The organism is Aromatoleum buckelii (genome assembly GCF_012910785.2).
Classification (GTDB): domain Bacteria; phylum Pseudomonadota; class Gammaproteobacteria; order Burkholderiales; family Rhodocyclaceae; genus Aromatoleum; species Aromatoleum buckelii.
The window spans coordinates 654,638-680,588 of the sequence record NZ_WTVH02000010.1; the positions used below are offsets into that span (position 1 = coordinate 654,638).

Sequence of the window (25,951 nt, forward strand, 5' to 3'; positions counted from 1 at the left end):
GCCCGAGAATGACGGTCCTGCTCGGGTTGCGGTCCCTTGTCCCTGCGCTGGCGGTGGCGCTCCTGCTCGGCGCCCCGGCGGCACGGGCCAGCGAGCCGGCCGAGGTCGTGCAGAAGCGTTCCGACCTCGAAGAGGTGAAACGCCGCATCGCCGATCTGCGCAAGGAGATTGCCGATACCGAGGAAACCCGCTCGGGCGCTGCCGCCGAGCTCGCCGCGGCGGAAAGGGCAGTTTCGCAGGCGCAGCGCCGGCTGCACGCCCTGGCCGCGGAGCGGGCGACGACCGAGAAATCGCTTGCGATCCTCGAAGCCGAGCAGGACGCGGTGGAAGCCCGGATCGCGGGGCGGCAGGCGGAACTGGGCGAGTGGCTGCGCCGGCACTATATTCATGGCGCGGGCGGCGGGGTCGCACCGTTCCTGTCGACCCGCGACGCGAATCAGTTCGCACGCGACGCTCATTATCTCGAACACCTCGGCAGGGCGCGCCTAGCGCTGATCGAGTCGCTGCGCGGGGATCTGCGGCAGAAAGCCGAGCTCGGCGAGTCGATTGCCGGCCGGCGCGACCACCTGGTGGCGCTCGAGGCGCAACAGCGCACTCAGCATGCCACGCTCGAATCGATGCAGGGCAGGCGCAAGCAGGCCCTCGACGGGATATCCCGGCAACTGCTCAGCCAGCGCAAGGAAGAGGAGACGCTGCACCAGGATCAGCAGCGGCTCGGTCGCTTGGTGGAGGTCCTCGCCCGCCGGGCGGCCGAACGGGAAGCCGCGCGTGCCGCGGCCGCTGCGGCGGCGCGGGAAGCTGCGGCCCGCGCGGCGGCAAGGGCGGCAGCGGAAAAACGGGCGGACGCGGCGGGAGCGGCGCGGACGACACCGCGCTCCCGTTCGGAAGCGGTGGTCGGCGAAGTCCGGCAGGCTGCGGAGGCCACTCCGACAGGCGTGAGTTTTGCGCAGTTGCGCGGCAAGATGCGATTTCCGGTCCGCGGCGAACTGGTTGGACGTTTCGGTGCTCCAAGGGCGGAAGGTGGCACGACGTGGCGAGGCGTTTTCATACGCGCCTCCGGCGGTGCGGAGGTGCGGGCAGTGGCGGCGGGCGAGATCGTGTTCTCGGACTGGCTGCGCGGCTACGGCAACCTCATCATCGTCGACCACGGCAGTGACTACCTGTCGATATACGGCAACAACGACGCCTTGCTGAAGGAGCTCGGCGACGTGATTGCGGGAGGGGATCCGATCGCCAGCGTTGGGGCGAGCGGAGGCGCCTCCGAATCGGGTTTATACTTTGAAATCCGCTACCGCGGACAGCCGGTCGATCCCCTGCAGTGGGTGCGGCTCAATTAGCTTTTCCGGGGTTCCCGGCGTTTTTTCCTCGATGGAGTAGTCATGCGTAACAAGCTTCAGAAAGCGGGTTTGATCATGACCGGCGTGTTCGCCGGGGTGCTGATCAGTCTCAATTTCCCCGCCAGTGCCGACAAAGTTTCAGCTGCCCCGCTGCCGGTCGAGGAGCTGCGCGCATTTGCCGACGTGTTCAACGCGATCAAGCAGGGCTATGTCGAACCCGTCGAGGACAAGAAACTCATCAACCACGCGATCAGCGGCATGCTGAACGGGCTCGATCCCCACTCCGCGTACCTCGACGTGGAAGCGTACAAGGAATTGCAGGTCGGCACGCACGGCGAGTTCGGCGGGCTCGGCATCGAAGTGGGCATGGAAGACGGCTTCGTCAAGGTCATTTCGCCGATCGAGGACACTCCGGCGTTCCGCTCGGGCGTCAAGGCCGGCGACCTGATCGTCAAGCTCGACGAAACGCCGGTGAAGGGCATGACGCTCAGCGACGCGGTCAAGCGCATGCGCGGCAAACCGAAGACCGACATCACGCTGACCATCGTGCGCAAGGGCGAGGATCGCCCGGTGGTGCTGACGCTGACGCGCGAAGTGATCAAGGTGCAGAGCGTCAAGTCGAAGATGGTCGAGCCGGGCTATGGTTACCTGCGCGTCGCGCAGTTCCAGGAAAACACCTCGCAAGCCGTCGCCGAGCACCTTGCCAAGCTCGCCAAGGAAGGTGACATGAAAGGCCTGGTGCTCGACCTGCGCAACGATCCCGGCGGCTTGCTGCACGGCGCCATCGGAGTGGCTTCGGCGTTCCTGCCAGCGAATACGCTGGTGGTGTCGACGGATGGGCGGACCGATGACGCGAAGCGTGAATATCGTGCGCGGGCGGACGATTACCTGCGTGGCAGCCGTGAGGATTTCCTCAAAGACTTGCCGGAGGCCGCTCGCACGCTCCCGATGGTCGTGCTCGTCAATGCCGGTTCCGCATCGGCTTCCGAAATCGTCGCCGGCGCATTGCAGGACCACCGCCGCGCGGTCGTGATGGGGACGCAGACGTTCGGCAAGGGGTCGGTCCAGACGATCCTGCCGCTCAACAGCAACACCGCGATCAAGCTGACGACGGCCAGGTACTACACGCCGAGCGGCCGCTCGATCCAGGCGAAAGGCATCGAGCCAGACATCATCGTCGAGGAAACGGCAAACGGCTCCTCGCGGCGCCTGCGCGAGGCCGACCTGGAGCGTCACCTCGGCAACGACCGCGATCCCGAGGCAGAGCCGAAGAAGGCCGACGAACCGAAGACGGGCGAACAGTCGCCTGCCGACGACGAGGCCGAAGCGCTGCCGCGTCCGGAACTCGCGAGCAAGGACGACTACCAGCTCAATCAGGCGATCAACCTTCTCAAGGGCCTGCAGATCGTCCAGAATAAGAAGGAATAAAAGCGCGATAAGGAGACGTGATGCGTCGGGAGACTGCCTACAAGCTGGCCGGCAGGCATCATGACCACCCGGTTGCCGGAGCCGGACTGGAGAAACAGCGGGAAATCCGTTTCACATCCCTGCCGCCGGGCCAGGTCACGCAGGCGATGCGCTCGCTGCAGACGTTCAGGGGATTGCGTGTTGCGACGGGGGAACATCCCCTGTCGCTGGTCGTCTCCTATTCGGTGCTCGAGTTTTCGCTCGAAATCGTCGAGAGCGCGTTGTCCGAGGCAGGTTTCCACCTCGACAACGCGCTTTACTGGCGGCTGGTGCGGACTTTCGTTTATTTTTGCGAGGAAACGCAGCGGCACAATCTCGGGTCGCCCGAGCGGTTGATCAAGAAGTCCAACGAAGTCTACGTGACGGTGTATGACCATCACCTCCACGGCGATCACGATGATACGCCGGTGGAATTCCGCGAATACAAGTAGGCAGGGTTCCCCGGGTTCCTTCCCCCGGGCTCCTTCCTTTTCCATGCCGGCGCTCCCGCCTCACCCGGGTTTTTCTCTCCGATGAATGACGACCAGCTTCTGCGCTACAGCCGGCATATCCTGCTGCCCGAAATCGGCGTCGAGGGGCAGGAGGCGATTCTCGCGTCGCGAGTCCTGGTGATCGGGGCCGGAGGGCTCGGCTCGCCGGCAGCGATGTATCTTGCGGCGGCGGGAGTTGGAACCGTCGTGCTGTGTGACGGGGACACCGTCGATCTGACGAACCTGCAGCGCCAGATCCTGCACACCGCCGAAGGGGTGGGGCGCCTGAAGGTCGAGTCGGGGCGCGACACGCTGCTCCGGCTCAACCCGCAGGCGCGGATCGAGCCGCTCGCGATGCGCCTCGACGGAGCGGCGCTCGACGAACAGGTCGCTGCGGCGGACCTGGTGCTGGACTGTTCCGACAATTTCGCCACGCGTCATGCGATCAATCGTGCCTGCGTCCGCTTTCGCAAGCCGCTCGTCTCCGGCGCGGCGATCCGCTTCGACGGGCAGGTTTCAGTCTTCGATCTGCGCCGCTCCGACAGCCCCTGCTACCACTGCCTGTTTCCCGAAGGCCAGGAGGTCGACGAAGTGCGTTGCGCGGTGATGGGCGTGTTCGCGCCGCTCACCGGCATCATCGGGGCGACGCAAGCGGCCGAGGCGCTGAAACTCCTGATCGGCTGCGGCACGTCGCTCGACGGCCGTTTGCTGCTGCTCGACGGTCTCGCAATGGAATGGCGCAGCGTCCTGCTCGGTCGCGATCCGGCCTGCGAAGTGTGCGCCGGCCGGGACGACTGAGTTTTCGGGCGACTCGCTTCAGGTTCCGGCTTTCAGCGGACGGGCGAGCAGGCGAAGATCGCCGCCGATGAAGCGGACGTCGCGCCATTGCAGCCGTATCGCGCGGTCGAGTTGCACGAGTTCGGGCAGGTTGAACAGTCCCTGGGCGGCGTCGCCGACCAGCATTGGCGCGACGTAGAGCAACAGTTCGTCGACGCAGTTCTCGCGCAGCAACGAACCGTTGAGCTTGAGCCCCGCTTCGACATGCACTTCGTTGATGCCGCGGATGCCGAGTTCGCGCATCAGGCTCGGCAGATCGACTTTCCCCAGGCCATTCGGCAGCACGACGACTTCGGCACCGAGCGCTGCCAGCGCCGCGCTCTTCTCGCGGTCCTCGATGGCCGTGGCGATCAGGCAGCCTCCTCCCTGCAGCAGTTTCGCCGACGGAGCGACTTCGAGCCGCGCGTCGACGAGGACCCGCAGCGGCTGGCGTTCGCACGGCACGGCTCGCACTGTGAGCTGCGGATCGTCCTCCCGCACGGTGCCGATGCCGGTGAGTACTGCGCACGCGCGCGCGCGCCAGCGATGCCCGTCGCGCCGCGCCGCGTCTGCCGTGATCCATTGGCTCACGCCGTTGCTCAGCGCAGTCTTGCCGTCGAGTGTGCCGGCGGTTTTCAGCCGCACCCACGGGCGCCCGCGTGTCATGCGGGACACGAAGCCGATGTTGAGCTCGTGCGCGTCGGTCGCGAGCAGGCCCGTGGTGACGGCAATGCCCGCTGCGCGCAGGCGGGCGACTCCGGTGCCGGCGACGAGCGGATTCGGATCTTCCATCGCCGCGACGACGCGCGTGACGCCGGCGGCGATCAGCGCGTCGGCGCACGGGGGAGTGCGCCCGTGATGGGTGCAGGGTTCGAGCGTGACGTAGGCGGTCGCACCGCGCGCGGTGTCGCCGGCGGCGCGCAGCGCGATGACTTCGGCGTGCGGCTCGCCGGCGCGCTGATGCCAGCCTTCGCCGACAATGCGGCCTTCCTTCGTCAGGACGCAGCCGACCCGCGGGTTCGGCGTCGTCGTCTCCAGCCCGCGCTCGGCCAGTTGCAGCGCGCGGGCCATCGCGACATGGTCAGCTTCGGAATAGGTCATTCTCGGATGTCGGTTCCGGGGGTTCTGCGGGACGACTGCGCTTGGGGCGCGCTTTGACTTCGCGAATCACCTCGGCGAATTCGTCGACGTCGGCGAAGTTGCGATAAACCGAGGCAAAACGGATGTAGGCAACCTTGTCGAGTTTCTTCAGTTCGCGCATCACGAGTTCGCCGACTTTCTCGCTCGGCACTTCCTGTTCGCCGAGCGCGAGCAGTTTCGCCTCGATGCGGTCGACCGCCGCGTCGAGCGCTTCGAGCGTGACCGGGCGCTTGCGCAACGCGAGTTTCATGCTGCCGGCAAGCTTGTCGTGCTCGAACTCGCTACGGTTGCCATTGCGTTTGACGATGTGCGGCATCTTCAGGTCGATGCGCTCGTACGTCGTGAAGCGCTTGTCGCACTTCGGGCACCGCCGCCGGCGGCGAACCACTTCGCCGCCTTCGTTCTCACGCGTGTCGGCGACCTGAGTATTCGGGTCGCCGCAGAAAGGGCACTTCATGATCGGCGCCGGGGCGCGGCGGCGGCCCGAGCGGTCGGCGAAAAGCCGCAGCCGTGCGCGGGCACCCGTCCGCGGCTCAGGCGCAATCTCCTATTTTCCATACACCGGGTGACGGGCGCACAGTTCGGCGACCTTGGACCGGACCTCCGCGAGGACTGCCTCGTCCTGCGGCGCATCGAGAACGTCGGCGATCAGGTGCGCGACCTGCTCGGCTTCGATCTCGGTGAAGCCGCGCGTCGTCATTGCCGGCGAGCCGATACGGATGCCGGAAGTGACGAAAGGCTTTTCGGGATCCTTCGGAATCGAGTTCTTGTTCACCGTGATGTGCGCCGAGCCAAGCGCCGCTTCGGCCGCTTTGCCGGTGATGTTTTTCGAGCGCAGGTCGACGAGGAAGACGTGGCTTTCGGTGCGTCCCGAGATGATGCGCAGGCCACGCTCTTCGCCGAGCACGCGGGCCATGACTCGCGCATTCGCGATGACCTGTTCCTGGTAATCACGGAACTGCGGAGTCAGCGCTTCCTTGAAAGCGACCGCCTTGGCGGCGATGACATGCATCAGCGGGCCGCCCTGCAACCCCGGAAAGATCGCCGAGTTGATGGCTTTCTCGTGTTCGGCCTTCATCAGGATGATGCCGCCGCGCGGGCCGCGCAGCGTCTTGTGCGTTGTCGAAGTCACGACGTCGGCGTGCGGCACCGGGTTGGGGTAGTAGCCGGCGGCGATCAGGCCGGCGTAATGCGCCATGTCGACCCAGAAGATCGCGCCGATTTCCTTCGCGATTTTCGCGAAGCGTTCGAAGTCGATGCGCAGCGAATAGGCGGAAGCGCCGGCGATGATGACGCGCGGCTTGTGCTCGCGTGCGAGCCGTTCCATCGCGTCGTAGTCGATCTCTTCCTTTTCGTCGAGACCGTAGGCGACGACGTTGAACCACTTGCCGGACATGTTCAGCGCCATGCCGTGCGTGAGGTGACCGCCTTCGGCAAGGCTCATGCCCATGATCGTGTCGCCGGGCTTCGCGAAGGCCATCAGCACTGCCTGGTTCGCCTGCGAACCGGAGTTCGGCTGGACGTTGGCGGCCTCTGCGTCGAACAGCTTCTTGATGCGGTCGATCGCGATCTGCTCGGCCACGTCGACGTGCTCGCAACCGCCGTAGTAACGCTTGCCCGGGTAGCCTTCAGCGTACTTGTTGGTCAGCTGGGAACCCTGCGCCTCCATCACGGCGTGGGAAACGTAGTTTTCCGAAGCGATGAGTTCGATGTGGTCTTCCTGGCGGCGATTTTCGGCCTGGATGGCTGCCCACAGTTCGGGGTCGACCTTGGCGAGGGTGTCTTGCGCAGAGAACATGAGACGGACTCGAAGCGATTGGTTTTAAAAGCGGATATTAGCACGCACCGCAAGCGGCCATGGTGGGGCAAGCATTCGCCCTCGGCGGCGCGGACATCTCTTGCAGACGCGTCCGCGGCAAGGGCGCCCTGCCGATCGCAGGCGGCTGTGTCGAGGCGGACCGTCAGGTGTTCGGCAGTTCGTCGCGGGCGGCTGGCAAGTGAGCCTGATCGGCCCACGCGAGAAGGTGCCAGCGGCGGCCGTCGAACTCGATCCAGTTGATCCAGTTGAGCGCGGCGTTCGGAATCGTGAAGTCGCGCGGCGCGTCGAGCGCCTTGCCCGTCGCAAGGCGATGGGCGATGTCGAGCACGCCGCCGTGCGTGACGACCAGCGTCTGCCGGCCTGCATGACGGGCAGCGATACGGTCGAGCGCACGGTGGATGCGTGCGGCGAAGGCGGCGAGGCTCTCGCCGTCGCCGCAAAACGCGAAGTCGGGGTCGCGGGCGTGGAAGCGGGCGAAGTCCTGGGGGAATCGCTCGCGGGCTTCGTCGTAGGTGAGGCCCTGGAATATCCCGTAGTGCCGTTCGCGCAGCTCGGGTTCGAGCGTCGCCTCGAACCCGAGCGTGCGGCCCGCCGCCGCCGCGGTCTGCTGCGCGCGGCGCAGGTCGCTGCAGTAGAACGCAGCGAAGCGGTGTTCGGCGAGGCTCGCGGCAGTCGCTTCCGCCTGGGCGTGACCGATTTCATTGAGCGGCACGTCCAAGTGTCCCTGCAGGCGTCTTTCCGCGTTCCACGCCGTTTCGCCGTGGCGAACCAGGCACAGCCGCGTCGCCCGCATCATCACCATGCGTCGCCGCCCGTGTTGTCGCCCCAGCCGCCCCCGTCGCCCGGCGGCCGCTGGATCTGGATGGTGTCGAGATCGATCTTGACGTTGTCATCGAGACCGCCGGTCACCAGCTGCGGGAAGCCGATGACAAGACCGACCATGATCAGCTGGATGATGACGAACGCGATCGATCCGCGATAGATGTCGGCGGTCTTGACGCCCTCGATGCGCTTGCCGGTGACACGATCCGGGTACGAGGCGACCGGCGCGACGCTGCGCAGGTAGAACAGCGCGAAGCCGAACGGTGGCGTCAGGAACGAGGTCTGCAGGTTGATCGCGATGATCACGCCGAACCAGATCAGGTCGATGCCCATGTTTTCAGCGACAGGTCCGAGCAGCGGCAGCAGGATGAACGCGATCTCGAAGAAGTCGATGAAGCAACCGAGGAAGAAGATCACGGTGTTCACAAACAACAGGAAGCCGAGCTGCCCGCCGGGCAGCCGGTCGAACAGGTGTTCGACCCAGATCTGGCCGTCGACCGCGGTGAAGACGAAGCTGAAGATCGTCGACCCGACGAGGATGAAGAGTACGAAGATCGACAGCCGCGACGTCGCTTCGAGCGCCTGGAGCAGCGTCTTGAAATCGAGCCGGCGACGCGACACTGCCATCGCCAGCGCGCCGACTGCCCCCATCGCACCGCCTTCGGTCGGTGTCGCGACGCCGAGGAAGATCGTGCCGAGCACGAGGAAGATCAGCGTCAGCGGCGGGATCAGCACGAACGTCACGCGTTCGGCGATGCGCGACAGCAGGCCGAGCCGGAAAATGCGGTTCAGGACGGCGAGAAGCAGCGCCAAGAGGGTGCCGAAAGTCATCGCGACGACGATCGTTTCGTCGAGGGCCGGCTCCGTCACCGGCTGGCCCTCCATGAAGCTCAGGACTTCGCCGTAGTACTTGCCCAGCGCGACCGAAATCGCGGTGACAAGGACGAAGAGGACGCCGAGCGAGGGCATGCCCGAACTGCCGTTGGGTTCCCGGTAGGTGAGCGCCTCGGGCGGCAGGGCGGGCACCATTTTGGGCTTGAAGATTGCCAGCCCGACGATGAACAGTGCGTAGAGCGCGACGAGCATCAGCGCCGGGATCATCGCGCCCTTGTACATGTCGCCGACGCTGCGGCCAAGCTGGTCGGCCATGACGATCAGCACCAGCGACGGCGGAATTGCCTGGGCGAGGGTACCGGAGGCGGTGATGACGCCGGCGGCGACCGGGCGGCTGTAGCCGTAGCGCAGCATGATCGGCAGCGAAATCAGGCCCATCGAGATCACCGACGCGGCGACGACGCCGGTCGTCGCCGCGAGCAGTGCGCCGACGAAGATCACCGCGAGGGCGAGGCCGCCGCGGATCGGGCCGAACACCTGTCCCACGGTCTCGAGCAGATCCTCGGCCATGCCGCTTCGTTCGAGGATCAGGCCCATCAGCGTGAAGAACGGGATCGCCAGCAGCGTGTCGTTCTGCATGATGCCGAACACCCGCAACGGCAGCGCCTGGAACAGGGCGGCGGGAATCAGGCCGAGTTCGAGGCCGACGAAGCCGAAGAACAGCCCGCAAGCCGAAAGGGAAAACGCGACCGGGAAGCCGGAAAGCAGGAAGAAGATGATGACCCCGAACATGATCGGGGCGATGTTGGCGGAGACGAATTCAATCATTTTTGGGACTCGCCGGCAGCGTTGGTCTCGGAGGTGTCGCCGACGGCGGCGTGGATGTGGTCCTTCGTTTCGTCATGTCCAGCAGTGGCCAGCGGGTCCGGGCCGCGGCCCGTGAGAAAGGCGACGCGCTTGATCAGTTCGGAGACGGCCTGCAGCCCGAGCAGCGCGAAGCCGACGGGAACCAGCGCGTAGACGGGCCAGCGGATCAGGCCGCCGGCGTTGGAGGACATCTCGCCGGACACGTAGGCGCCATGCACAACAGGCCACGAGAAGCTGATCATGAAATAGCACAGCGGCAGCAGGAAGACGATGATTCCGAAGACGTCCACGTAGTTGCGCATGCGACTGCTCATCTTGTTCGCGATGACGTCGATGCGCACATGCGCGTTCTGCAGAAATGCATAGCCGGCGCCGAGCATGAACACTGCGGCGAACAGGTACCACTGGATTTCGAGAAACGCGTTCGAGCCGATGCTGAACGCCTTGCGGGCGACGGCGTTGGCGGCGCTGATCAGCGTCGCGGCCAGCACCAGCCAGATGATCGACTTGCCGATGAAGCGGCTGAATGCGTCGATGAGGTGTGACAACTTGAGCAGAGTTCCCATCGGGTAATTCGCCTGAAACGGAAGGAAGTGGCGCGAGCGGCGGCATGCGGGGGCCGCGCTTGGCGCGAGAATTCGATGCTACCCGCGGGATGCTACAGCGCCGCATCGGGCGGCGGGAAGCGGCGCCGGCCCCCGGCGGGGGCCGTGCGTGATGCAGATCAGAGTTTCTGTGCCGACATGTACTGGTCGTAGCTGCCTTCGGCGATGCCTTCCCACTGATACGCGTCGGCCTGGAAGCGCGAGTAGTCGGCGTAGATCTTCTTCCAGTTCGGGTTCTTGTCGTTCAGCTCGGCATAGACTTCGCGCGACGCCTTGAAGGCCGCGTCCATCACTTCCTTCGGCAGGCGGCTGAGCTTCGCGCCTTCGGCGATCAGCTGCTTGAGCGCCGTCGGGTTGCGGCCGTCGTAAGTCGCCTGAACACTGACATGCGCGTCGGAGGCGGCCTGGCGTACGATCGCCTTGTACTCGTTCGACAACGAGTTGAACGCCTTCGTATTGATCAGGACCGAGAACTGCGTGCTGCCTTCCCACCACGCGGGGTAGTAGTAGTTCTTGGCGACCTTGTGCAGGCCCAGCTTCAGGTCGTCATAGGGCCCGATCCACTCCGCGGCATCCACGGTGCCTTTCTCGAGCGACTGGTAGATTTCCGCTGCGGGAATGTTCTGCGGCACTGCGCCGAGCTTGGCCAGCACACGGCCGCCGAAGCCGCCGATGCGCATCTTCAGTCCGTTCACGTCGGCGAGCGACTTGATCTCCTTGCGGTACCAGCCGCCCATCTGCGCGCCCGAATTGCCCATCGGGAAATTGATGATGTTGTAGTTGGCATAGAATTCGCGCATCAGCTTCAGGCCGTTGCCTTCGTACATCCACGCGGTCTGTTGCCGGGAGTTCATGCCGAACGGAATCGCGCAGTCGAGCGCAAAAGCTTCGTCCTTGCCGAAGAAGTAATACGGCGCGGTGTGCGCGCATTCGATCGTGTCCTGCTGGATCGCATCGACGACCCCGAAAGCCGGGACGAGTTCGCCGGCCGCATGGACGCTCACCGTGAATTTCCCGCCGGTGGCTTCGGTGACGTTCTTCGCAAAAGTCTCGGCCCCGCCGAAGAGCGTCTCCAGCGACTTCGGGAAACTCGACGCCAGACGCCAGCGCAGGTTCTGCTGCGCGTGGATGATGGCGGGGGCGGAACCGGCAGCGAGGACTCCGGCGATACCTGCATTTTTCAGAAATGAACGACGTTCCACGATGTCTCCCTTGGCCTTCCGTTGTTGGAATGGCGCTGAGAGTACAAGGGTTCGCGCGGCGGCGAAATTCGCGGGAAACCCTAATATCCTGTGTTTCAGCCGGGCCGGAAGGGGTTGGGCGGCGGTAGCTGCAGGGATACGACAGGGGTGTTCGCCATGCCCGCGGGTAGGCGGAAAGGGACTTTCCGGAAGCGCCCCCCGGCGTTGCTGCCGGCGGGCGTTCCGACGGGCTCGTTACAGCTTCTGCGCGGCCATGTACTGGTCGTAGCTGCCTTCGGCGAGCGGCGTCCATTGGTACTGTGCCTGCATGAAGCGCGAGTAGTCCGCGTAGATCTTCTTCCACGCCGGGTTCTTGTCGTTCAGCTCGGCATAGACTTCGCGCGACGCCTTGAACGCGGCGTCCATGACATCCTTGGGTAGCCGCTTGAGCTTGGCGCCTTCGGAAATCAGCTGCTTGAGCGCGGCCGGGTTGCGGGCATCGTAACGGGCCTGGGTCACGACGTGCGAATCCGATGCCGCCTGGCGCACGATCGACTTGTACTCGTTCGACAGCCCGTTGAAGGCCTTCGCGTTGATGTACAGCGTGGTCTGTGCGCTACCCTCCCACCATGCCGGATAGTAATAATACGGTGCGACCCGGTGCAGGCCGAGTTTGAGGTCGTCGTGCGGGCCGACGAACTCGGTTGCGTCGATCGTGCCTTTTTCCAGCGCCGAGTAGATCTCGCCGGCCGGAATGTTCTGCGACACCACGCCGAGTTTTGCCAGCACGCGCCCGCCGAAGCCGCCGATGCGCATCTTCATGCCGTCGAAGTCGGCGACGGACTTGATTTCCTTGCGGTACCAGCCCCCCATCTGCGCGCCGGTGTTGCCCATCGGCAGGCTGATGATGTTGTAGGGCGCATAAAATTCGCGCAGCAGCTTCTGGCCATTGCCCTCATACATCCATGCCGTGAGCTGGCGTGCGTTCATGCCGAACGGGATCGCGCAGTCGAACGCGAACGCTTCGTCCTTGCCGAAGAAATAATAGGGCGCGGTGTTCGCGCATTCGATCGACCCCTGCTGCAGCGCATCGACGACGCCGAAGGCCGGCACCAGTTCACCGGCGGCATGCACCGTGACGGTGAACTTGCCGCCGGTCGATTCGGCGACGTTCTTCGCGAAAGTCTCGGCGGCGCCGATCAGCGTGTCGAGCGACTTCGGGAAGCTCGACGCGAGACGCCAGCGGATGTTTTCCTGCGCATGGACGATCGCCGGGGCGCTGGCTCCGGCGAGCACGCCGGCCAGACCCGCGCTTCTGAGAAATTTTCGACGTTCCACGATCTCTCCTTGTTGTGCTTTATGAATTCCCGGCAATGCCGGCGAGATTTCCCGAAGGGTGGTGCGGGCGCGGCCTCACAGAGAAACGCCCGCCGCTTCAAAAGCGTACGGCCATCCGGTATGCCACGCCACGACAATGAGATGCAGCGCGTTCAGCGCCCGGCGATCTTCATGCGCTCGATGAGCACCGAGCCGCAATGCTTCGCGCCGCGCGGCAGCGCGTCGTTGCCGATCGCGACGATGCTGCGGAACATGTCGCGCAGGTTGCCGGCGATCGTGATTTCCTCGACCGCGTGCTTGATCTTGCCTTTTTCGACCCAGTAGCCGGCCGCGCCGCGGGAGTAGTCGCCGGTGACGTAATTGACGCCGTGGCCGAGGAGTTCGGTGACGACGAGGCCGCGGTCCATGTGCTTGACGAGTGCCGGGAAGTCCATGCCCCCGGCGCCGACGACGAGGTTGTGCGAGCCGCCGGCGTTGCCGGTCGTCTGAAGCCCGAGCTTGCGTGCCGAATAGGTCGACAGGAAATAGCCTTGCAGCACGCCGTCACTGACGACTTCACGGTCGCGCGTCGCGACACCGTCGCTGTCGAACGGGCTCGAGCCGAAGCCTTTCGGCACGTGCGGGCGCTCGGAGATGTTCACGATCGGCGAGAACACCGGTTGGCCGAGGCTGTCGAGCAGGAACGACGACTTGCGGTACAGCGAGCCGCCGCTGACCGCGTGGACGAAATTCCCGACCAGCGCGACCGCCAGCGGCGCTTCGAACAGCACCGGCGCCTCGCAGGTCTTGATCTTGCGCGCGCCGAGGCGGGCGAGGGCTCGTTCGGCTGCACGCCGTCCAACCAGATCGCTCGCCATCAGGTCGGCCGCGTCGCGGCGCGAGTCGTACCAGTATTCGCGCTGCATGCCGTCGCCTTCGCCGGCGATGACCGAGCACGAGATGCTGTGGCGCGAACTGGCGTAGCCGCCGATGAAGCCGGCGCTGTTCGCCGAGACGAAGTGCGATTCCTGTGTCGAGACGCTCGCCCCTTCGGAATTCGTGATCTTCGGACTCACGGCGAACGCCGCCTCCTCGCACTCGCGCGCCGCGGTGATCGCGTCCTCGACGCTGAGCTGCCATGGGTGGTGGAGGTCGAGATCCGGGCAGTCTTTTGCCATCAGCTCCGGCTCGGCGAGGCCGGCGCACGGGTCGGGCGCGGTGAAGCGGGCGATCGAGACGGCCGCTTCGACGGTCGCCTTCAGCGCCGCCTTCGAAAAATCCGAAGTGCTCGCGTGGCCACGCTGCTGGCCGACGTAGACCGTGACGCCGATGCCCTTGTCACGGTTGTATTCGATCGTGTCGACTTCGCCTTTGCGCACCGTCGCCGACTGGCCGAACCCTTCTGAAACATCGGTTTCGCATGCCGTCGCGCCGCGCTTTTTTGCGAATTTCAGCACATCGGCGGCGATTTCGTGCAGCCGGTCGGGGGGGAACGAGAAGCCTTGAGCGGACATGGGCGGGAGACCAGGGAGCAAAGGCTATAATCTTACCCCGTTCCCACGCACTGTACTTTTCATGATCCACGCCGACCACGACGACAACCTGCCCGACGACGAGGAAGCGCTGCCGCTGCCGCCGAGCAAGAGCCAGCGCAAGCGCGACATGCACGCGCTGCAGGATCTCGGCGAGCAACTGGTCGCGCTGTCTGTCGACCAGCTGAAGAAAGTGCCGATGCCCGAAGCGCTCGCCGACGCGGTGCGCGAGGCCAAGCGCATAACGAAGCACGAGGCGCGGCGCCGCCAGATGCAATACGTCGGCAAGCTGATGCGCCACATCGATCCCGAACCTATCCAGGCGCAGCTCGACGTGTTCAACGGCCTGTCGAAGGCCGAGATCGCGCGCCAGCATCGGCTCGAGCGCCTGCGCGCCGATGTGCTCGACGACGAGAAGGTGCTGCAGAGGATCGCCGAGACCTGGCCGGAGGCGGATTTCCAGCAGCTGCGCATGTTGCGTCGCAATGCGCTGAAGGAGCGCGAGCAGAACAAGCCGCCGCGCGCGTTCCGCGAGCTGTTCCGCGTGCTGCGGGACCTCGACGCCGGCGCTGCCGCACCGCCGGCGGACGAGCCGCAGGATGACGACGAAGAGTGAGCACCGCCGGGTGTTCCGGCAGTGGCCGATGATCGAAAGGGGATTCTCATGAGTGACGAAATCACGATCGGCCTGGTGTCGATCAGCGACCGCGCCTCCGACGGCACGTATCAGGATCAGGGCATTCCGGCGCTGCGCGAGTGGCTCGATCGCGCGCTGACTTCGCCGTGGCGCGCCGAAATGCGGCTGATTCCGGACGACCGGCCGACGATCGAGCGCACGCTGATCGAGCTTGCCGACGCCGCCGGCTGTGCGCTGATCCTGACCACCGGCGGCACCGGCCCGGCACCGCGCGACGTCACGCCGGAAGCGACCCTTGCGGTCGGCGAAAAGGAGATGCCCGGCTTCGGCGAGGAGATGCGCCGGATCAGCCTCAACTTCGTGCCGACCGCGATCCTGTCGCGGCAGGTCGCCGTGATCCGCGGCAAGAGCCTGATCGTCAACCTGCCTGGACAGCCGAAATCGATCCGTGAAACCCTCGAAGGACTGCGCGCGGCCGACGGTTCGGTGAGCCACGTCGGCATCTTCGCGGCGATTCCGTACTGCATCGACCTGATCGGCGGGCCGTACGTCGAGACCAATGACGACGTCATCAAGGCCTTCCGTCCGAAGCAGGCGATCCGGGCGAAAAAGGCCTGACTCCGGACGCGCTGCGGGACGCTGCCGGCGCAGGAACGGGCGATCTTCGGCTAGAATCGTGCGCTTGCCAACGCTGCCCAACAGAGTTTCGCCATGTCCGCCTCAGTGAAGATTCACATCGATGATGTCCGCATCCAGGAGATCAAGGAACTGATTCCGCCCGCCCACGTGCTGCGCGAATTTCCGGCGACGCCGAAAGCGGCCGAAGTGGCGTACGAGGCGAGGCAGGGGATCCACCGCATCCTGTTCGGCGCGGACGACCGCCTGCTGGTCGTCATCGGGCCGTGCTCGATCCACGATCTGGACGCGGCGCTCGAATACGCACGCAAGCTCAAGGTCGAGGCGGCGCGCCTCAAGGACGATCTGCTCGTCGTGATGCGCGTCTATTTCGAGAAGCCGCGCACGACGGTCGGCTGGAAAGGCCTGATCAACGACCCATACCTCGACAACAGCTTCCGCATCAACGAAGGCGTGCGGCTCGCGCGCAAGCTGCTGTGGGAGATCAACGAGATGGGCCTGCCGGCGGGCACCGAGTTCCTCGACATGATCACGCCGCAGTACATCGCCGACCTGATCGCGTGGGGCGCGATCGGCGCGCGCACGACCGAGAGCCAGGTGCACCGCGAACTCGCATCCGGGCTGTCGTGCCCGGTCGGCTTCAAGAACGGCACCGACGGCAACGTCAGGATCGCCGTCGATGCGATCAAGGCTGCACAGTCGCCGCACCATTTCCTGTCCGTGACCAAGGCGGGGCATTCGGCGATCGTCACGACGCTCGGCAACGAGGACTGCCACGTCATCCTGCGCGGCGGCAAGAGCACCAACTACGATGCCGCCAGCGTCGATGCAGCCTGCAAGGAACTCGCCGCTTCGGGCGTGCCGGGCAAGGTGATGATCGACTTCTCGCACGCGAACAGCCGCAAGCAGCACCGCCTGCAGATCGAGGTCGCGCGCGATGTCGGCGTGCAGATGGCGGACGGCGACGACCGCATCATCGGCGTGATGGTCGAGTCGCACCTGAAGGAAGGGCGCCAGGACCTGATTCCGGGCAAGGAACTCGAGTACGGCAAGAGCATCACCGACGCGTGCCTGGGCTGGGAAGACAGCGTCACCGTGCTCGAAATCCTCGCCGAGGCGGTACGCCAGCGCCGCGTCAAACGCGCCGACCTGGAGTGACGCGGCGCTCGAGTAGCTGCCGCGCCGGCAGTTGAAGGCCGGGATCATGGATGCGCCGACCTGCCGCAAGACGCCGCGACTTCCCGGACCACCCGTGATGGATGCCGGGTCCGGCGCCTGAATTCGCAACGTCGATCCTCCGTATCGGGCACAGCGCGTGTCGCGCAAGATCATCCACTGCGATTGCGACTGCTTCTATGCGGCAGTCGAGATGCGCGACGATCCGTCGCTCGTCGGCCGTCCGCTTGCGGTCGGCGGCAAGCCCGACGAGCGCGGCGTCGTCGCGACGTGCAACTACGAGGCGCGCGCTTTCGGCGTGCGCTCGGCGATGTCGACGGCGCACGCGCTGCGGCTGTGCCCGCACCTGCTGCTGCTGCCGCCGGACTTCACCCGCTACCGTGCCGCGTCGCGCCAGATCCTCGCGATCTACCGCGAATACACCGCGCTCGTCGAACCGCTGTCGCTCGACGAGGCCTATCTCGACGTCACCGCGGTGGATCGCTGCCGCGGCAGTGCGACGCTGATGGCGCAGGAGATCCGCAGCCGCATTCATGACGAAGTCGGCATCACCGCGTCAGCCGGCATCGCGCCGAACAAATTCGTCGCGAAGGTCGCGAGCGACTGGAGGAAGCCGAACGGCCAGTTCGTCGTGCCGCCGCAAGAGGTCGACCGCTTCGTCGCCGAGTTGCCGGTGAAGAAGATCTTCGGCGTCGGCAAGGTCACCGCCGAGCATCTGCTGCGGCTCGGAGTCGAGACGTGCGGTGATCTGCGCTCCTGGGGCGTCGCCGACCTGACACAGGAATTCGGCAGTTTCGGCGCGAAACTGCATCGGTTGTGCCGGGGCATCGACGACCGGCCGGTTGCGCCCGACCGCGAGCGCAAATCGCTTTCGGTGGAGACGACCTACAACCGCGATCTTCCCGATCTGCAGGCCTGCCTCGATGCGTTGCCGGCGCTCGTCGAGCAATTCTCGCGCCGGATGGCGCGGCTACAAGACGGCGAGACGGTCCACAAGGTCTTCGTCAAGCTACGGTTCTCCGATTTCACCCGGACCACAGCCGAGTGCGTCAATCCGAGTCCGGGCCTGGAAACATGGATCAAGCTCCTGACGGAAGGGTATCGGCGCCGCGCGCTGCCGGTGCGCCTGCTCGGTGTCGGGGTGCGCTTCGCCGCCCCTGCGGCGCCGGACCCGCAGCTTGAGCTGTTCGCGGGCCTCGCTCCGCACGACGACGGTCGGCCGTGACGCTGATCTCAGGCGTTCTTGCCCTTCTGCCACAGCACGTCGCCGCGACCTGCGGCACGGTTGAGCACGCGTCCGAGCACGAACAGCAGGTCGGAAAACCGGTTCAAATACTGGCGCGGCCCGTCGTTGATCGCTTCTTCCTGTCCCAGCGCGACGATCGCACGTTCCGCGCGGCGGCAAACCGTGCGCGCGAGGTGCGCGAGCGCCGCGGCGCGGCTGCCGCCGGGCAGGATGAAGTCCTTCAGCGGCTCGAGCGGCTCGTTGAGCCGGTCGAGTTCGGTCTCGAGCTTGTCGACATGTTTCTGGCTGATCATGCTCATGCCGGGGATGCAGATTTCGCCGCCGAGGTCGAAGAGATCGTGCTGCACGTCCGTCAGCAGCGCCTGCACGTCGTCCGGCAGGTCCTCGCACAGCAGCAGCCCGACGACCGCGTTCAGTTCGTCGACTTCACCGAGCGTGTCGATGCGCAGGCTGTTCTTCGCAACGCGCTTGCCGTCGCCCAGCCCGGTCGTCCCGGCGTCGCCGGTGCGGGTGTAGATCTTCGAGAGCCGATGTCCCATTTTCTCGTCTTCCTGTGCAGTTGGGGGTCGGCCGATTATAGGCGAAGCCTCTCGCCCTCCTTTCATCCGTTAGAATCGCCGTTTTACGAATTCCGCTGTGTCGATCCGATCTGTCCAGGCGAACCTCCCCCATGAAAAGCGCTGAAATCCGCGAGAAGTTCCTGAAGTTCTTCGAATCCAAAGGTCACCAGATCGTCGCCTCCAGTTCGCTGGTGCCGCACGACGACCCGACGCTGCTGTTCACGAACGCCGGGATGAACCAGTTCAAGGACGTCTTCCTCGGCTTCGACAAGCGGCCGTACAGCCGCGCGACGACGTCGCAGAAATGCGTGCGCGCAGGCGGTAAGCACAACGACCTCGAGAACGTCGGGTACACCGCACGGCATCACACGTTCTTCGAGATGCTCGGCAACTTCAGCTTCGGCGACTACTTCAAGCGCGACGCGATCACGTACGCGTGGGAACTGCTGACCGAAGAGTTCGGGCTGCCGAAGGACAAGCTGTGGGTCACCGTCTACGCGGACGACGACGAAGCCTACGACATCTGGACGAAGGAAATCGGCGTTCCGGCCGAGCGCGTGATCCGCATCGGCGACAACAAGGGCGCGCGCTACGCGTCCGACAACTTCTGGATGATGGGCGACACCGGACCATGCGGCCCGTGCACCGAGATCTTCTACGACCACGGTCCCGAGATCTGGGGCGGCCCGCCGGGATCGCCGGACGAGGACGGCGATCGCTACATCGAGATCTGGAACAACGTGTTCATGCAGTTCAACCGCGACGACGCGGGCGTGATGCATCCGCTGCCCAAGCCCAGCGTCGATACCGGCATGGGCCTCGAGCGCGTCTCGGCGGTGCTGCAGCACGTGCACAGCAACTACGAGATCGATCTGTTCCAGAACCTGATCCGCGCGGCGGCGCGCGAGACCATATGTGCGGACCTCGACAGCCCTTCGCTGCGCGTGATCGCGGACCACATCCGGGCGTGCTCGTTCCTGATCGCCGACGGCGTGATCCCCGGCAACGAGGGGCGTGGCTACGTGCTGCGCCGCATCATCCGGCGCGCGATCCGCCACGGCTACAAGCTCGGCGCACGAGCGGCGTTCTTCCACCGGCTGGTGCCGGACCTGGTGGCCGAGATGGGGGTCGCATACCCGGAGCTGAAAGCCGGGCAGGCGCGCGTCGCCGACGTGCTGAAGCAGGAAGAGGAGCGTTTCTTCGCGACGATCGAGAACGGCATGGCGATTCTCGAAACCGAGCTGGCCGCGATGGCGACGGCCGGCAACCGGACGTTCAACGGCGAAACCGCGTTCAAGCTGCACGACACCTACGGCTTTCCGCTCGACCTCACCGCCGACGTCTGCCGCGAACGCGACGTCACCGTCGACGCGGCAGCGTTCGACGCGGCGATGGCGCGCCAGAAAGAGCAGGCGCGCGCCGCCGGCAAGTTCCGCATGGCGATGAACCTCGTATACGAGGGCCCGGAAACGAAGTTCCACGGTTACGAGCGGCTCGAGGAGCGCGGCAAGGTGCTGGCGCTGTACAAGGACGGCGCGCCGGTCGCGGAACTCCAGGAAGGCGACATCGGCGTCGTCGTCCTCGACAACACGCCGTTCTACGCCGAGTCCGGCGGCCAGGTCGGGGACCGGGGTGAGCTGCGCGGCAGCGCCGGGATTTTCGAGGTCGAGGACACGCAGAAGATCCAGGCCGCAGTGTATGGGCACCACGGTGTCGTCAAGACCGGGCGACTCGCGCTCGGGCAGGAGCTCGTCGCGCGGGTCGACGGCGAGGCGCGCGCGAGCACGCAGCGCAACCATTCGGTCACGCACCTGATGCACAAGGCGCTGCGCGAAGTGCTCGGCGCGCACGTGCAGCAGAAAGGCTCGCAGGTCGACGCCGACAAGACGCGCTTCGACTTCGCGCACACCGCGCCGCTGTCGCCCGAGGAGATCCGCGAAGTCGAGGAGCTCGTCAATGCCGAGATCCTCGCGAACATCGCGACCGAGGCGCGGGTGATGTCGATCGACGACGCGCAGAAGTCCGGCGCGATGATGCTGTTCGGCGAAAAGTACGGTGACGAGGTGCGGGTGCTCGCGATCGGCTCGAGCAAGGAACTGTGCGGCGGCACGCATGTGACCCGCACCGGCGACATCGGCCTGTTCAAGATCGTTTCGGAAGGCGGCGTCGCGGCCGGCGTACGTCGCATCGAGGCGGTGACCGGCGCGAACGCGCTGCGCTACGCGCAGGAGCAGGAGCGGCGCGTGCAGGGCATCTCGGCGCTGCTGAAAGTGCAGCCCGACGAGGTCGCGGAGCGCATCGCCGGCATCCTCGACAACGTGCGCGCGCTCGAAAAAGAGCTTGCGCGGATGAAGTCGCGGCTTGCCGCGAGCCAGGGCGACGAGCTCGTCGCGCAGGCAGTCGAGGTGCGGGGTGCGAAAGTGCTCGCCGCGATGCTCGAAGGCGCCGATGTCGCGACGCTGCGCGAGACGCTCGACAAGCTCAAGGACAAGCTCAAGTCCGCAGTGATCGTGCTCGCAGCGGTCGCTGACGGGCGCGTGAGCCTGATCGCGGGGGTCACGGCGGATCTGACGGCGAAGCTGAAGGCGGGCGAGCTCGTCAACATGGTCGCGCAGCAGGTCGGCGGCAAAGGCGGCGGCCGCCCCGACATGGCGCAGGCAGGCGGCACCGAACCGGCGCATCTGCCGGCAGCGCTCGCGTCGGTCAAAGCCTGGGCCGAAGCGCGCCTCTGAGCACCCGCGCTTCCGGAAAAAGCCGCCTGCGGGCGGCTTTTTTTCGGTTCCGACCGGCCGCGAGTGGACCGCGGCCGCGCCCGGCCGTCCCCTCGCAGGCCGCGCGGGTCGCTCAGAATGGCAGTTGCACGCCCGGCCACACGCCTTCGATCGCGCGCCGGAAATCCGCCTGGATGCGCTCGATCGCGTGCTGCGAGTCGGCTTCGAAGCGCAGCACGACGACCGGCGTCGTGTTCGACGGCCGCGCGAGGCCGAAGCCGTCGGCGTATTCGACGCGCACGCCGTCGATCGTGACGACATCGGTGGCGCCGTCGAAGCGCGCGGACTCCTTCAGCCGGCGCACAAGCTCGAACGGCTCGCCTTCGGCCATCTTGATATTGAGCTCGGGCGTGCTCACCGCATCGGGCAGCGCGTCGAGCACCGCGCTGGGATCGGCTGCGCGCGACAGGATCTCGAGCAGGCGCGCGCCGGCGTACAGGCCGTCGTCGAAGCCGTACCAGCGCTCCTTGAAGAACACGTGGCCGCTCATCTCGCCGGCGAGCGGCGCGCCGGTTTCCCTAAGCTTCGCCTTCACGAGCGCGTGGCCGGTGTTCCACATCGTCGGCTTGCCGCCGTGCTCGCGGATCCAGGCGGCGAGGTTGCGCGTGCATTTGACGTCGTAGATGATCTCGCCGCCCGGCACGCGCGACAGCACGTCCGCGGCAAACAGCATCAGCTGGCGGTCGGGGTAGATGATCTGCCCGGCTTTCGTGACGACGCCGAGGCGGTCGCCGTCGCCGTCGAACGCGAGGCCCAGTTCGGCGTCTGTGTCACGCAGCGCACGGATGACGTCCTGCAGGTTCTCGGGCTTGGACGGATCGGGGTGATGGTTCGGGAACGTGCCGTCGACGTCGCAGAAGAGCTCGACGAGTTCGCAGCCGAGGCGGCGGAAAAGCTGCGGGGCGACCGCGCCGGCGACGCCGTTGCCGCAGTCGATGACGATCTTCACGGGCCGGGCGAGCTTCACGTCGGAGGTGACGCGGTCGAGATAGGCGTCGAGGACCCGGGCTTCGCGCAGCTCGCCTGCACCATGGGTGAGGTCATTGTCGACGATGCGCCGGCGCAGGTCCTGGATAAGGTCGCCGTGGAGCGTCTCGCCGCCGAGCACCATCTTCAGGCCGTTGTAGTCGGGCGGGTTGTGGCTGCCGGTGACGCTGACGCAGGAATCGGTGCCGAGATGGTAGGCGGCGAAGTACGTCAGCGGCGTCGGCACGCAGCCGATGTCGATGACATCGACGCCGGCGGCGCGGATGCCGTCGGCGAGCGCGCCCGCCAGTTCGGGGCCCGACAGGCGCCCGTCACGGCCGATCGCGATCGCGCGCTGCGAGCGTTTGCGGGCCTCGGAACCCAGCGCATGGCCGATCGCGCCGACGGCTTCGGCGGTGAGCGTCTTGTCGACGATGCCGCGAATATCGTAGGCCTTGAAGATCTCGGCAGCGGGCGGAGCGTAGGAGGAGGGCGTCGCGGAGTTCGGAGTAGGAGTCATGGCGCAGGCCGGTCGAAGGTGGGTGAATGACGGGCGGCATTATCGCAGACCTGCCAGCGGGCGCCCTGTCCGGGCTGTTACAGCCCGTTCAGTGCATGACGTGCGACGTGCCGTGAGTCGGCGCGTGCGGGTTTTCCGGCGCCGGCGATGCGTGGTGCATGACGAGGCGCCAGCCGAGCGCTCCGCGCGTATAAACGTTGGTCGCGATCATCGGCGGCGGTAGCCGGTCCTCGCCTTCGACCGCGACGTGTTCGATCACGTTGTGGATCGTCAGCAGCATGTTCTGGCACACCACGTGGTGGGACGTGCGCACCTGCAGCCGCGTGCCGCCGGCGAACAGTTGCCGCCACGATTCGCGCACTGCGGCGAGGCCGACCAGGCGCGGCGTGTCCGGATGCACGCAGACGACTTCGTCGTCTTCCGACCAGACCGTCATCATTGCATCGAGGTCCGAACGTGCCAGCGCGTCGTAGAACGCCGCTTCCGCTTCGGCGACCGAAGTGTAGATGGGTTTGCTCACGATGTTTCAATCCTCTCCCGCAACCGAGCGAAACTGCGCGGAAGCATCTTCGCCCCCCATTGATTACGGAACGGACAGCCGGGAAGAGGCCCCCGCGCGGCGAGGCCGTTCAGTGGTGGCCTTTCGGATGCTCGCCGGTGAACACGTACTTGGCGCTGCAGTACGGGCACACCGATTCGCCTTCCTTCAGCACGTCGAGAAACACCCGCGGGTGCCGCGCCCACAGCGGGGCGTCGGGGCGCGGGCAGGCGAGTGGCAGGTCAGCCGCCGTGACGGCGATCGGCTGGGTCTTGTCGCGAGTTTCGGCCATGGAGGAATCCTCAGACGTGGGTGAGCCAGCGCTCGTATTCGGGCGCGCGGCCATTGACGATATCGAAGAAGCGGGCCTGGATCTTGGCGGTGATCGGGCCGCGACGGCCTTCGCCGATCGTGCGGTTGTCGAGTTCGCGGATCGGCGTCACTTCCGCCGCCGTGCCGGTGAAGAAGGCTTCGTCGGCGATGTAGATGTCGTCGCGCGTCATGCGGCGTGACTCGACCGTGTAGCCGAATTCGCGTGCGACCTGGATCACCGAGTCGCGCGTGATGCCGGTCAGCGCCGACGCGATCTCGGGTTCGTAGATCTTGCCGTCCTTGATGACGAAGAGGTTCTCGCCCGAGCCTTCGGCGACGAAGCCCTGGGTGTCGAGCAACAGCGCCTCGTCGTAGCCGTCCTCGGTCGCCTCCAGGTTGGCGAGGATCGAATTCGCATAGCTGCCGGACATCTTCGCGCGCGGCATCGTGACGTTGACGTGGTGGCGGGAGTAGGACGACGTCTTGATGCGGATGCCCTTCTCGAGGCCTTCCTCGCCGAGGTATGCGCCCCACGGCCACGCGGCGATCGCGACGTGCACGGTCGCGCCGCGCGTCGAGATGCCCATCTTCTCCGAACCGTAGAACGCGAGCGGGCGCAGGTAGCAGGATTCGAGCTTGTTGGCGCGCACGACTTCCTTCTGCGCTTCCATCAGCTCTTCCTTCGAGAACGGGATCTCCATGCGGTAGATCTTGCCCGAGTTGATCAGGCGCTGCGTGTGCTCGGCGAGGCGGAAGATCGCGGTGCCCTTGGCGGTGTTGTACGCGCGCACGCCCTCGAAGACGGCCAGGCCGTAATGCAGGGAGTGGGTCAGGACGTGAGTCGTGGCTTCGCGCCACGGCACGAGTTTGCCGTCCTGCCAGATGAAACCGTCGCGGTCAGCCATGGACATGGTGCGTGTTCTCCAGCGGAAAATCAGGTTGGTGTAGGCGTCCGCGGCGAAGCGGATCAAGCGGGCGATTCTAGCGCAAAGTCCGGTATTTTTGCCGCGCCGCGGCGCGTTCTCGGCACCTGTCCGGCGACTTGCCGGACCATGCGTCCGGCAAGTCGCCGGACGGTTTGGCGAAATAAAACTGTAGACGACGAAAAGCCGTGGGCGCCTGCGCGTCATCAAGTGCCGGCGCGCCGCAACCTTCAAGGGCAGCGCCCGAGGCGCTAAAATTGCGCCTTTGCGCGGCAAAGCGATGAACAGATCCTGGAAACCCAACGTCACCGTCGCGGCGATCATCGAGCGCGGCGGCCGCTTCCTCGTCGTCGAGGAAGAGACTGCCGACGGATTGCGCTTCAACCAGCCGGCGGGGCATCTCGAAGAAGGGGAGTCGCTGGTCGCGGCGGCGACGCGTGAAGTGCTCGAGGAGACCGCGTACCGTTTCGTGCCGGAGTGCCTCGTCGGCGTTTATCAGTGGCCGGTGCCGGACGGCGACATCACCTACCTGCGCTTCACCTTTGGCGGGCCGGTGCTCGGCGAGTCGACCGGCGCGAAACTCGACGACGGCATCGTCAGGGCAGTGTGGCTGACGGCGGACGAGCTACGCAACTGCAGGGCCCGCCACCGCAGTCCGCTCGTGATGCGCTGCATCGACGACTGGATTGCCGGGCGCCGCTACCCGCTCGAGTTCATCACGCACTACCCCGGCTGACTGCGGCACCGATGCATCGTTGGCCGTTCATCTTCGCGATGTCCGTCGGCAGTGCCGTGCAGGCGGCCGCCTCCGTCGACGTCTGCTTCAATTACGGCTGTGCGGCGAGCGCGGAAGTGCGGTTTGGCGACCAGCGGCTCGACGAGGTCGGGCGGCTGTTTTCGGACGCCGGCGATGCAGAGCGGGAACGGGCGGCGATATCGCTCGCGGTCGCCGCGTTGCACCGGATCGCCGGGGAGCAATCGCCGATCGCGGCCGATCGTGCCGGCAATTTTCTCGATGACGGCATCGACGGGCGAATGGACTGCATTGACCACGCGACGACAACGACGCGTCTGCTCGCGCTGATGGCAAGCCGCGGCTGGCTGCGTTTTCACCGCGTGCTCGAGCCGGCGCGTCGCTCGCGCGTGATCTTCCAGCATTTCTCGGCGCTGATCGAGGAGGTCCCGCCCCCTTGGCCGGCGGCACCGGAGGTTCCCGACGCTGTGGCGGGCAGTGTTCCCGATCACGTGCCGCTGTTGCTCGCGCTGTGCGACTGCCAGAATGTCGTCGACGACATCCCGCGACCGCACGACCCCGAAGCGTTGGCGCCTGGTGCTGCAGAGATCGCTGCCCCGGCCGGACGTTTCGTCGTCGATAGCTGGTTCGGAAATCATGGCGAGCCGGCAGTCGTGCTGCCGCTGGCCGAATGGCTCAATGGAGAAGGACCGAATGTCCAGTAAT

At 65.9% G+C, this 25,951-nt stretch carries 25 protein-coding genes; 11 read left to right on the forward strand and 14 right to left on the reverse strand.

Annotated features, from left to right (window positions below; genetic code table 11):
- Window positions 1–8: 8 nt before the first annotated feature.
- The 4 genes from GO608_RS13800 (at window position 9) to GO608_RS13815 (ending at window position 4,072) form a co-directional block, all read left to right on the forward strand.
- Window positions 9–1,337 (forward strand): murein hydrolase activator EnvC family protein, encoded by a 1,329-nt coding sequence (locus GO608_RS13800; protein ID WP_247003140.1) that lies wholly within the window; start codon window positions 9–11, stop codon window positions 1,335–1,337.
- Between the two features lie 42 nt (window positions 1,338–1,379).
- A complete protein-coding gene (locus GO608_RS13805) occupies window positions 1,380–2,765 on the forward strand; it encodes a S41 family peptidase (protein WP_169197939.1) in 1,386 nt (461 codons plus the stop codon).
- A 20-nt stretch (window positions 2,766–2,785) separates the two neighbouring features.
- Window positions 2,786–3,235, forward strand: coding sequence for a hypothetical protein (locus GO608_RS13810; protein ID WP_169197938.1), 450 nt, complete (start codon window positions 2,786–2,788; stop codon window positions 3,233–3,235).
- Window positions 3,236–3,316: 81 nt separating this feature from the next.
- Window positions 3,317–4,072, forward strand: coding sequence for a HesA/MoeB/ThiF family protein (locus GO608_RS13815; RefSeq protein WP_169197937.1), 756 nt, complete (start codon window positions 3,317–3,319; stop codon window positions 4,070–4,072).
- An 18-nt stretch (window positions 4,073–4,090) separates the two neighbouring features.
- Here GO608_RS13815 and ribD read toward each other — a convergent pair whose 3' ends face one another.
- From ribD to pmbA, 9 genes are all read right to left on the reverse strand, one after another.
- Window positions 4,091–5,191, reverse strand: a complete 1,101-nt coding sequence (ribD, locus tag GO608_RS13820) for a bifunctional diaminohydroxyphosphoribosylaminopyrimidine deaminase/5-amino-6-(5-phosphoribosylamino)uracil reductase RibD (protein ID WP_169197936.1) — start codon at window positions 5,189–5,191, stop codon at window positions 4,091–4,093.
- The gene (gene nrdR / locus GO608_RS13825) at window positions 5,172–5,687 is read right to left on the reverse strand and encodes a transcriptional regulator NrdR (protein WP_169197935.1); all 516 of its coding nucleotides are present in this window, start codon (window positions 5,685–5,687) and stop codon (window positions 5,172–5,174) included. The genes ribD and nrdR overlap by 20 nt, the downstream gene beginning before the upstream one ends.
- A gap of 90 nt (window positions 5,688–5,777) precedes the next feature.
- Window positions 5,778–7,028, reverse strand: coding sequence for a serine hydroxymethyltransferase (gene glyA / locus GO608_RS13830; RefSeq protein ID WP_169197934.1), 1,251 nt, complete (start codon window positions 7,026–7,028; stop codon window positions 5,778–5,780).
- A 163-nt stretch (window positions 7,029–7,191) separates the two neighbouring features.
- On the reverse strand, window positions 7,192–7,851 hold the full coding sequence (locus GO608_RS13835) for a histidine phosphatase family protein (RefSeq protein WP_211159303.1): 660 nt from the start codon (window positions 7,849–7,851) through the stop codon (window positions 7,192–7,194).
- Window positions 7,845–9,533 carry a TRAP transporter large permease gene (locus GO608_RS13840; protein WP_169197933.1) on the reverse strand — a complete coding sequence of 563 codons (1,689 nt, stop codon included), beginning with the start codon at window positions 9,531–9,533 and terminating at the stop codon, window positions 7,845–7,847. Before GO608_RS13840 ends, GO608_RS13835 begins: the two co-directional genes overlap by 7 nt.
- On the reverse strand, window positions 9,530–10,138 hold the full coding sequence (locus tag GO608_RS13845) for a TRAP transporter small permease subunit (RefSeq protein WP_169197932.1): 609 nt from the start codon (window positions 10,136–10,138) through the stop codon (window positions 9,530–9,532). The genes GO608_RS13840 and GO608_RS13845 overlap by 4 nt, the downstream gene beginning before the upstream one ends.
- 158 nt (window positions 10,139–10,296) lie before the next feature.
- Window positions 10,297–11,379 carry a TRAP transporter substrate-binding protein gene (locus GO608_RS13850; protein WP_169197931.1) on the reverse strand — a complete coding sequence of 361 codons (1,083 nt, stop codon included), beginning with the start codon at window positions 11,377–11,379 and terminating at the stop codon, window positions 10,297–10,299.
- Window positions 11,380–11,613: 234 nt separating this feature from the next.
- Window positions 11,614–12,696, reverse strand: a complete 1,083-nt coding sequence (locus tag GO608_RS13855) for a TRAP transporter substrate-binding protein (RefSeq protein ID WP_169197930.1) — start codon at window positions 12,694–12,696, stop codon at window positions 11,614–11,616.
- Window positions 12,697–12,848: 152 nt separating this feature from the next.
- Window positions 12,849–14,189, reverse strand: coding sequence for a metalloprotease PmbA (pmbA, locus tag GO608_RS13860; protein WP_169197929.1), 1,341 nt, complete (start codon window positions 14,187–14,189; stop codon window positions 12,849–12,851).
- A gap of 61 nt (window positions 14,190–14,250) precedes the next feature.
- On the opposite strand from pmbA, the gene yjgA reads away from it, so the two are divergent.
- The 4 genes from yjgA (at window position 14,251) to dinB (ending at window position 17,881) form a co-directional block, all read left to right on the forward strand.
- Complete coding sequence (gene yjgA / locus GO608_RS13865; protein ID WP_169197928.1) at window positions 14,251–14,823, forward strand: ribosome biogenesis factor YjgA; 573 nt, start codon at window positions 14,251–14,253, stop codon at window positions 14,821–14,823.
- Window positions 14,824–14,871: 48 nt separating this feature from the next.
- The gene (gene mog / locus GO608_RS13870; RefSeq protein WP_169197927.1) at window positions 14,872–15,462 is read left to right on the forward strand and encodes a molybdopterin adenylyltransferase; all 591 of its coding nucleotides are present in this window, start codon (window positions 14,872–14,874) and stop codon (window positions 15,460–15,462) included.
- A gap of 93 nt (window positions 15,463–15,555) precedes the next feature.
- On the forward strand, window positions 15,556–16,638 hold the full coding sequence (gene aroG, locus GO608_RS13875; RefSeq protein ID WP_169197926.1) for a 3-deoxy-7-phosphoheptulonate synthase AroG: 1,083 nt from the start codon (window positions 15,556–15,558) through the stop codon (window positions 16,636–16,638).
- A gap of 157 nt (window positions 16,639–16,795) precedes the next feature.
- On the forward strand, window positions 16,796–17,881 hold the full coding sequence (gene dinB / locus GO608_RS13880) for a DNA polymerase IV (RefSeq protein WP_169197925.1): 1,086 nt from the start codon (window positions 16,796–16,798) through the stop codon (window positions 17,879–17,881).
- Between the two features lie 8 nt (window positions 17,882–17,889).
- On the opposite strand, the gene GO608_RS13885 is transcribed toward dinB, so the two are convergent.
- Window positions 17,890–18,441, reverse strand: coding sequence for a cob(I)yrinic acid a,c-diamide adenosyltransferase (locus tag GO608_RS13885; RefSeq protein WP_011236389.1), 552 nt, complete (start codon window positions 18,439–18,441; stop codon window positions 17,890–17,892).
- Between the two features lie 131 nt (window positions 18,442–18,572).
- Between GO608_RS13885 and alaS the strand changes: the two genes are divergently transcribed.
- Window positions 18,573–21,194 carry an alanine--tRNA ligase gene (gene alaS, locus GO608_RS13890; RefSeq protein WP_169197924.1) on the forward strand — a complete coding sequence of 874 codons (2,622 nt, stop codon included), beginning with the start codon at window positions 18,573–18,575 and terminating at the stop codon, window positions 21,192–21,194.
- 112 nt (window positions 21,195–21,306) lie between these two features.
- On the opposite strand, the gene GO608_RS13895 is transcribed toward alaS, so the two are convergent.
- The 4 genes from GO608_RS13895 to GO608_RS13910 all read right to left on the reverse strand — a co-directional run bounded on the left by GO608_RS13895 (window position 21,307) and on the right by GO608_RS13910 (window position 24,480).
- The gene (locus GO608_RS13895) at window positions 21,307–22,719 is read right to left on the reverse strand and encodes a phosphomannomutase/phosphoglucomutase (RefSeq protein ID WP_169197923.1); all 1,413 of its coding nucleotides are present in this window, start codon (window positions 22,717–22,719) and stop codon (window positions 21,307–21,309) included.
- A gap of 88 nt (window positions 22,720–22,807) precedes the next feature.
- The gene (locus GO608_RS13900) at window positions 22,808–23,239 is read right to left on the reverse strand and encodes a YybH family protein (protein ID WP_169197922.1); all 432 of its coding nucleotides are present in this window, start codon (window positions 23,237–23,239) and stop codon (window positions 22,808–22,810) included.
- A 109-nt stretch (window positions 23,240–23,348) separates the two neighbouring features.
- Window positions 23,349–23,549 (reverse strand): zinc-finger domain-containing protein, encoded by a 201-nt coding sequence (locus GO608_RS13905; RefSeq protein WP_169197921.1) that lies wholly within the window; start codon window positions 23,547–23,549, stop codon window positions 23,349–23,351.
- Window positions 23,550–23,559: 10 nt separating this feature from the next.
- On the reverse strand, window positions 23,560–24,480 hold the full coding sequence (locus tag GO608_RS13910) for a branched-chain amino acid transaminase (RefSeq protein ID WP_169197920.1): 921 nt from the start codon (window positions 24,478–24,480) through the stop codon (window positions 23,560–23,562).
- A gap of 292 nt (window positions 24,481–24,772) precedes the next feature.
- On the opposite strand from GO608_RS13910, the gene GO608_RS13915 reads away from it, so the two are divergent.
- Together GO608_RS13915 and GO608_RS13920 are read left to right on the forward strand one after the other, a co-directional pair.
- Entirely contained in the window at window positions 24,773–25,228 is a 456-nt protein-coding gene (locus GO608_RS13915) for an NUDIX hydrolase (protein ID WP_169197919.1), read from the forward strand.
- Between the two features lie 11 nt (window positions 25,229–25,239).
- The gene (locus tag GO608_RS13920) at window positions 25,240–25,950 is read left to right on the forward strand and encodes a hypothetical protein (protein WP_169197918.1); all 711 of its coding nucleotides are present in this window, start codon (window positions 25,240–25,242) and stop codon (window positions 25,948–25,950) included.
- Window position 25,951: the final 1 nt, after the last annotated feature.

Coding starts and splice junctions, on each gene's coding strand:
- GO608_RS13800 (WP_247003140.1), top strand. CDS start 9: ATGACGGTCCTGCTCGGGTTGCGGTCCCTTGTCCCTGCGCTGGCGGTG.
- GO608_RS13805 (WP_169197939.1), top strand. CDS start 1,380: ATGCGTAACAAGCTTCAGAAAGCGGGTTTGATCATGACCGGCGTGTTC.
- GO608_RS13810 (WP_169197938.1), top strand. CDS start 2,786: ATGCGTCGGGAGACTGCCTACAAGCTGGCCGGCAGGCATCATGACCAC.
- GO608_RS13815 (WP_169197937.1), top strand. CDS start 3,317: ATGAATGACGACCAGCTTCTGCGCTACAGCCGGCATATCCTGCTGCCC.
- ribD (WP_169197936.1), bottom strand. CDS start 5,191: ATGACCTATTCCGAAGCTGACCATGTCGCGATGGCCCGCGCGCTGCAA.
- nrdR (WP_169197935.1), bottom strand. CDS start 5,687: ATGAAGTGCCCTTTCTGCGGCGACCCGAATACTCAGGTCGCCGACACG.
- glyA (WP_169197934.1), bottom strand. CDS start 7,028: ATGTTCTCTGCGCAAGACACCCTCGCCAAGGTCGACCCCGAACTGTGG.
- GO608_RS13835 (WP_211159303.1), bottom strand. CDS start 7,851: ATGGTGATGATGCGGGCGACGCGGCTGTGCCTGGTTCGCCACGGCGAA.
- GO608_RS13840 (WP_169197933.1), bottom strand. CDS start 9,533: ATGATTGAATTCGTCTCCGCCAACATCGCCCCGATCATGTTCGGGGTC.
- GO608_RS13845 (WP_169197932.1), bottom strand. CDS start 10,138: ATGGGAACTCTGCTCAAGTTGTCACACCTCATCGACGCATTCAGCCGC.
- pmbA (WP_169197929.1), bottom strand. CDS start 14,189: ATGTCCGCTCAAGGCTTCTCGTTCCCCCCCGACCGGCTGCACGAAATC.
- yjgA (WP_169197928.1), top strand. CDS start 14,251: ATGATCCACGCCGACCACGACGACAACCTGCCCGACGACGAGGAAGCG.
- mog (WP_169197927.1), top strand. CDS start 14,872: ATGAGTGACGAAATCACGATCGGCCTGGTGTCGATCAGCGACCGCGCC.
- aroG (WP_169197926.1), top strand. CDS start 15,556: ATGTCCGCCTCAGTGAAGATTCACATCGATGATGTCCGCATCCAGGAG.
- GO608_RS13885 (WP_011236389.1), bottom strand. CDS start 18,441: ATGGGACATCGGCTCTCGAAGATCTACACCCGCACCGGCGACGCCGGG.
- alaS (WP_169197924.1), top strand. CDS start 18,573: ATGAAAAGCGCTGAAATCCGCGAGAAGTTCCTGAAGTTCTTCGAATCC.
- GO608_RS13895 (WP_169197923.1), bottom strand. CDS start 22,719: ATGACTCCTACTCCGAACTCCGCGACGCCCTCCTCCTACGCTCCGCCC.
- GO608_RS13905 (WP_169197921.1), bottom strand. CDS start 23,549: ATGGCCGAAACTCGCGACAAGACCCAGCCGATCGCCGTCACGGCGGCT.
- GO608_RS13910 (WP_169197920.1), bottom strand. CDS start 24,480: ATGTCCATGGCTGACCGCGACGGTTTCATCTGGCAGGACGGCAAACTC.
- GO608_RS13915 (WP_169197919.1), top strand. CDS start 24,773: ATGAACAGATCCTGGAAACCCAACGTCACCGTCGCGGCGATCATCGAG.
- GO608_RS13920 (WP_169197918.1), top strand. CDS start 25,240: ATGCATCGTTGGCCGTTCATCTTCGCGATGTCCGTCGGCAGTGCCGTG.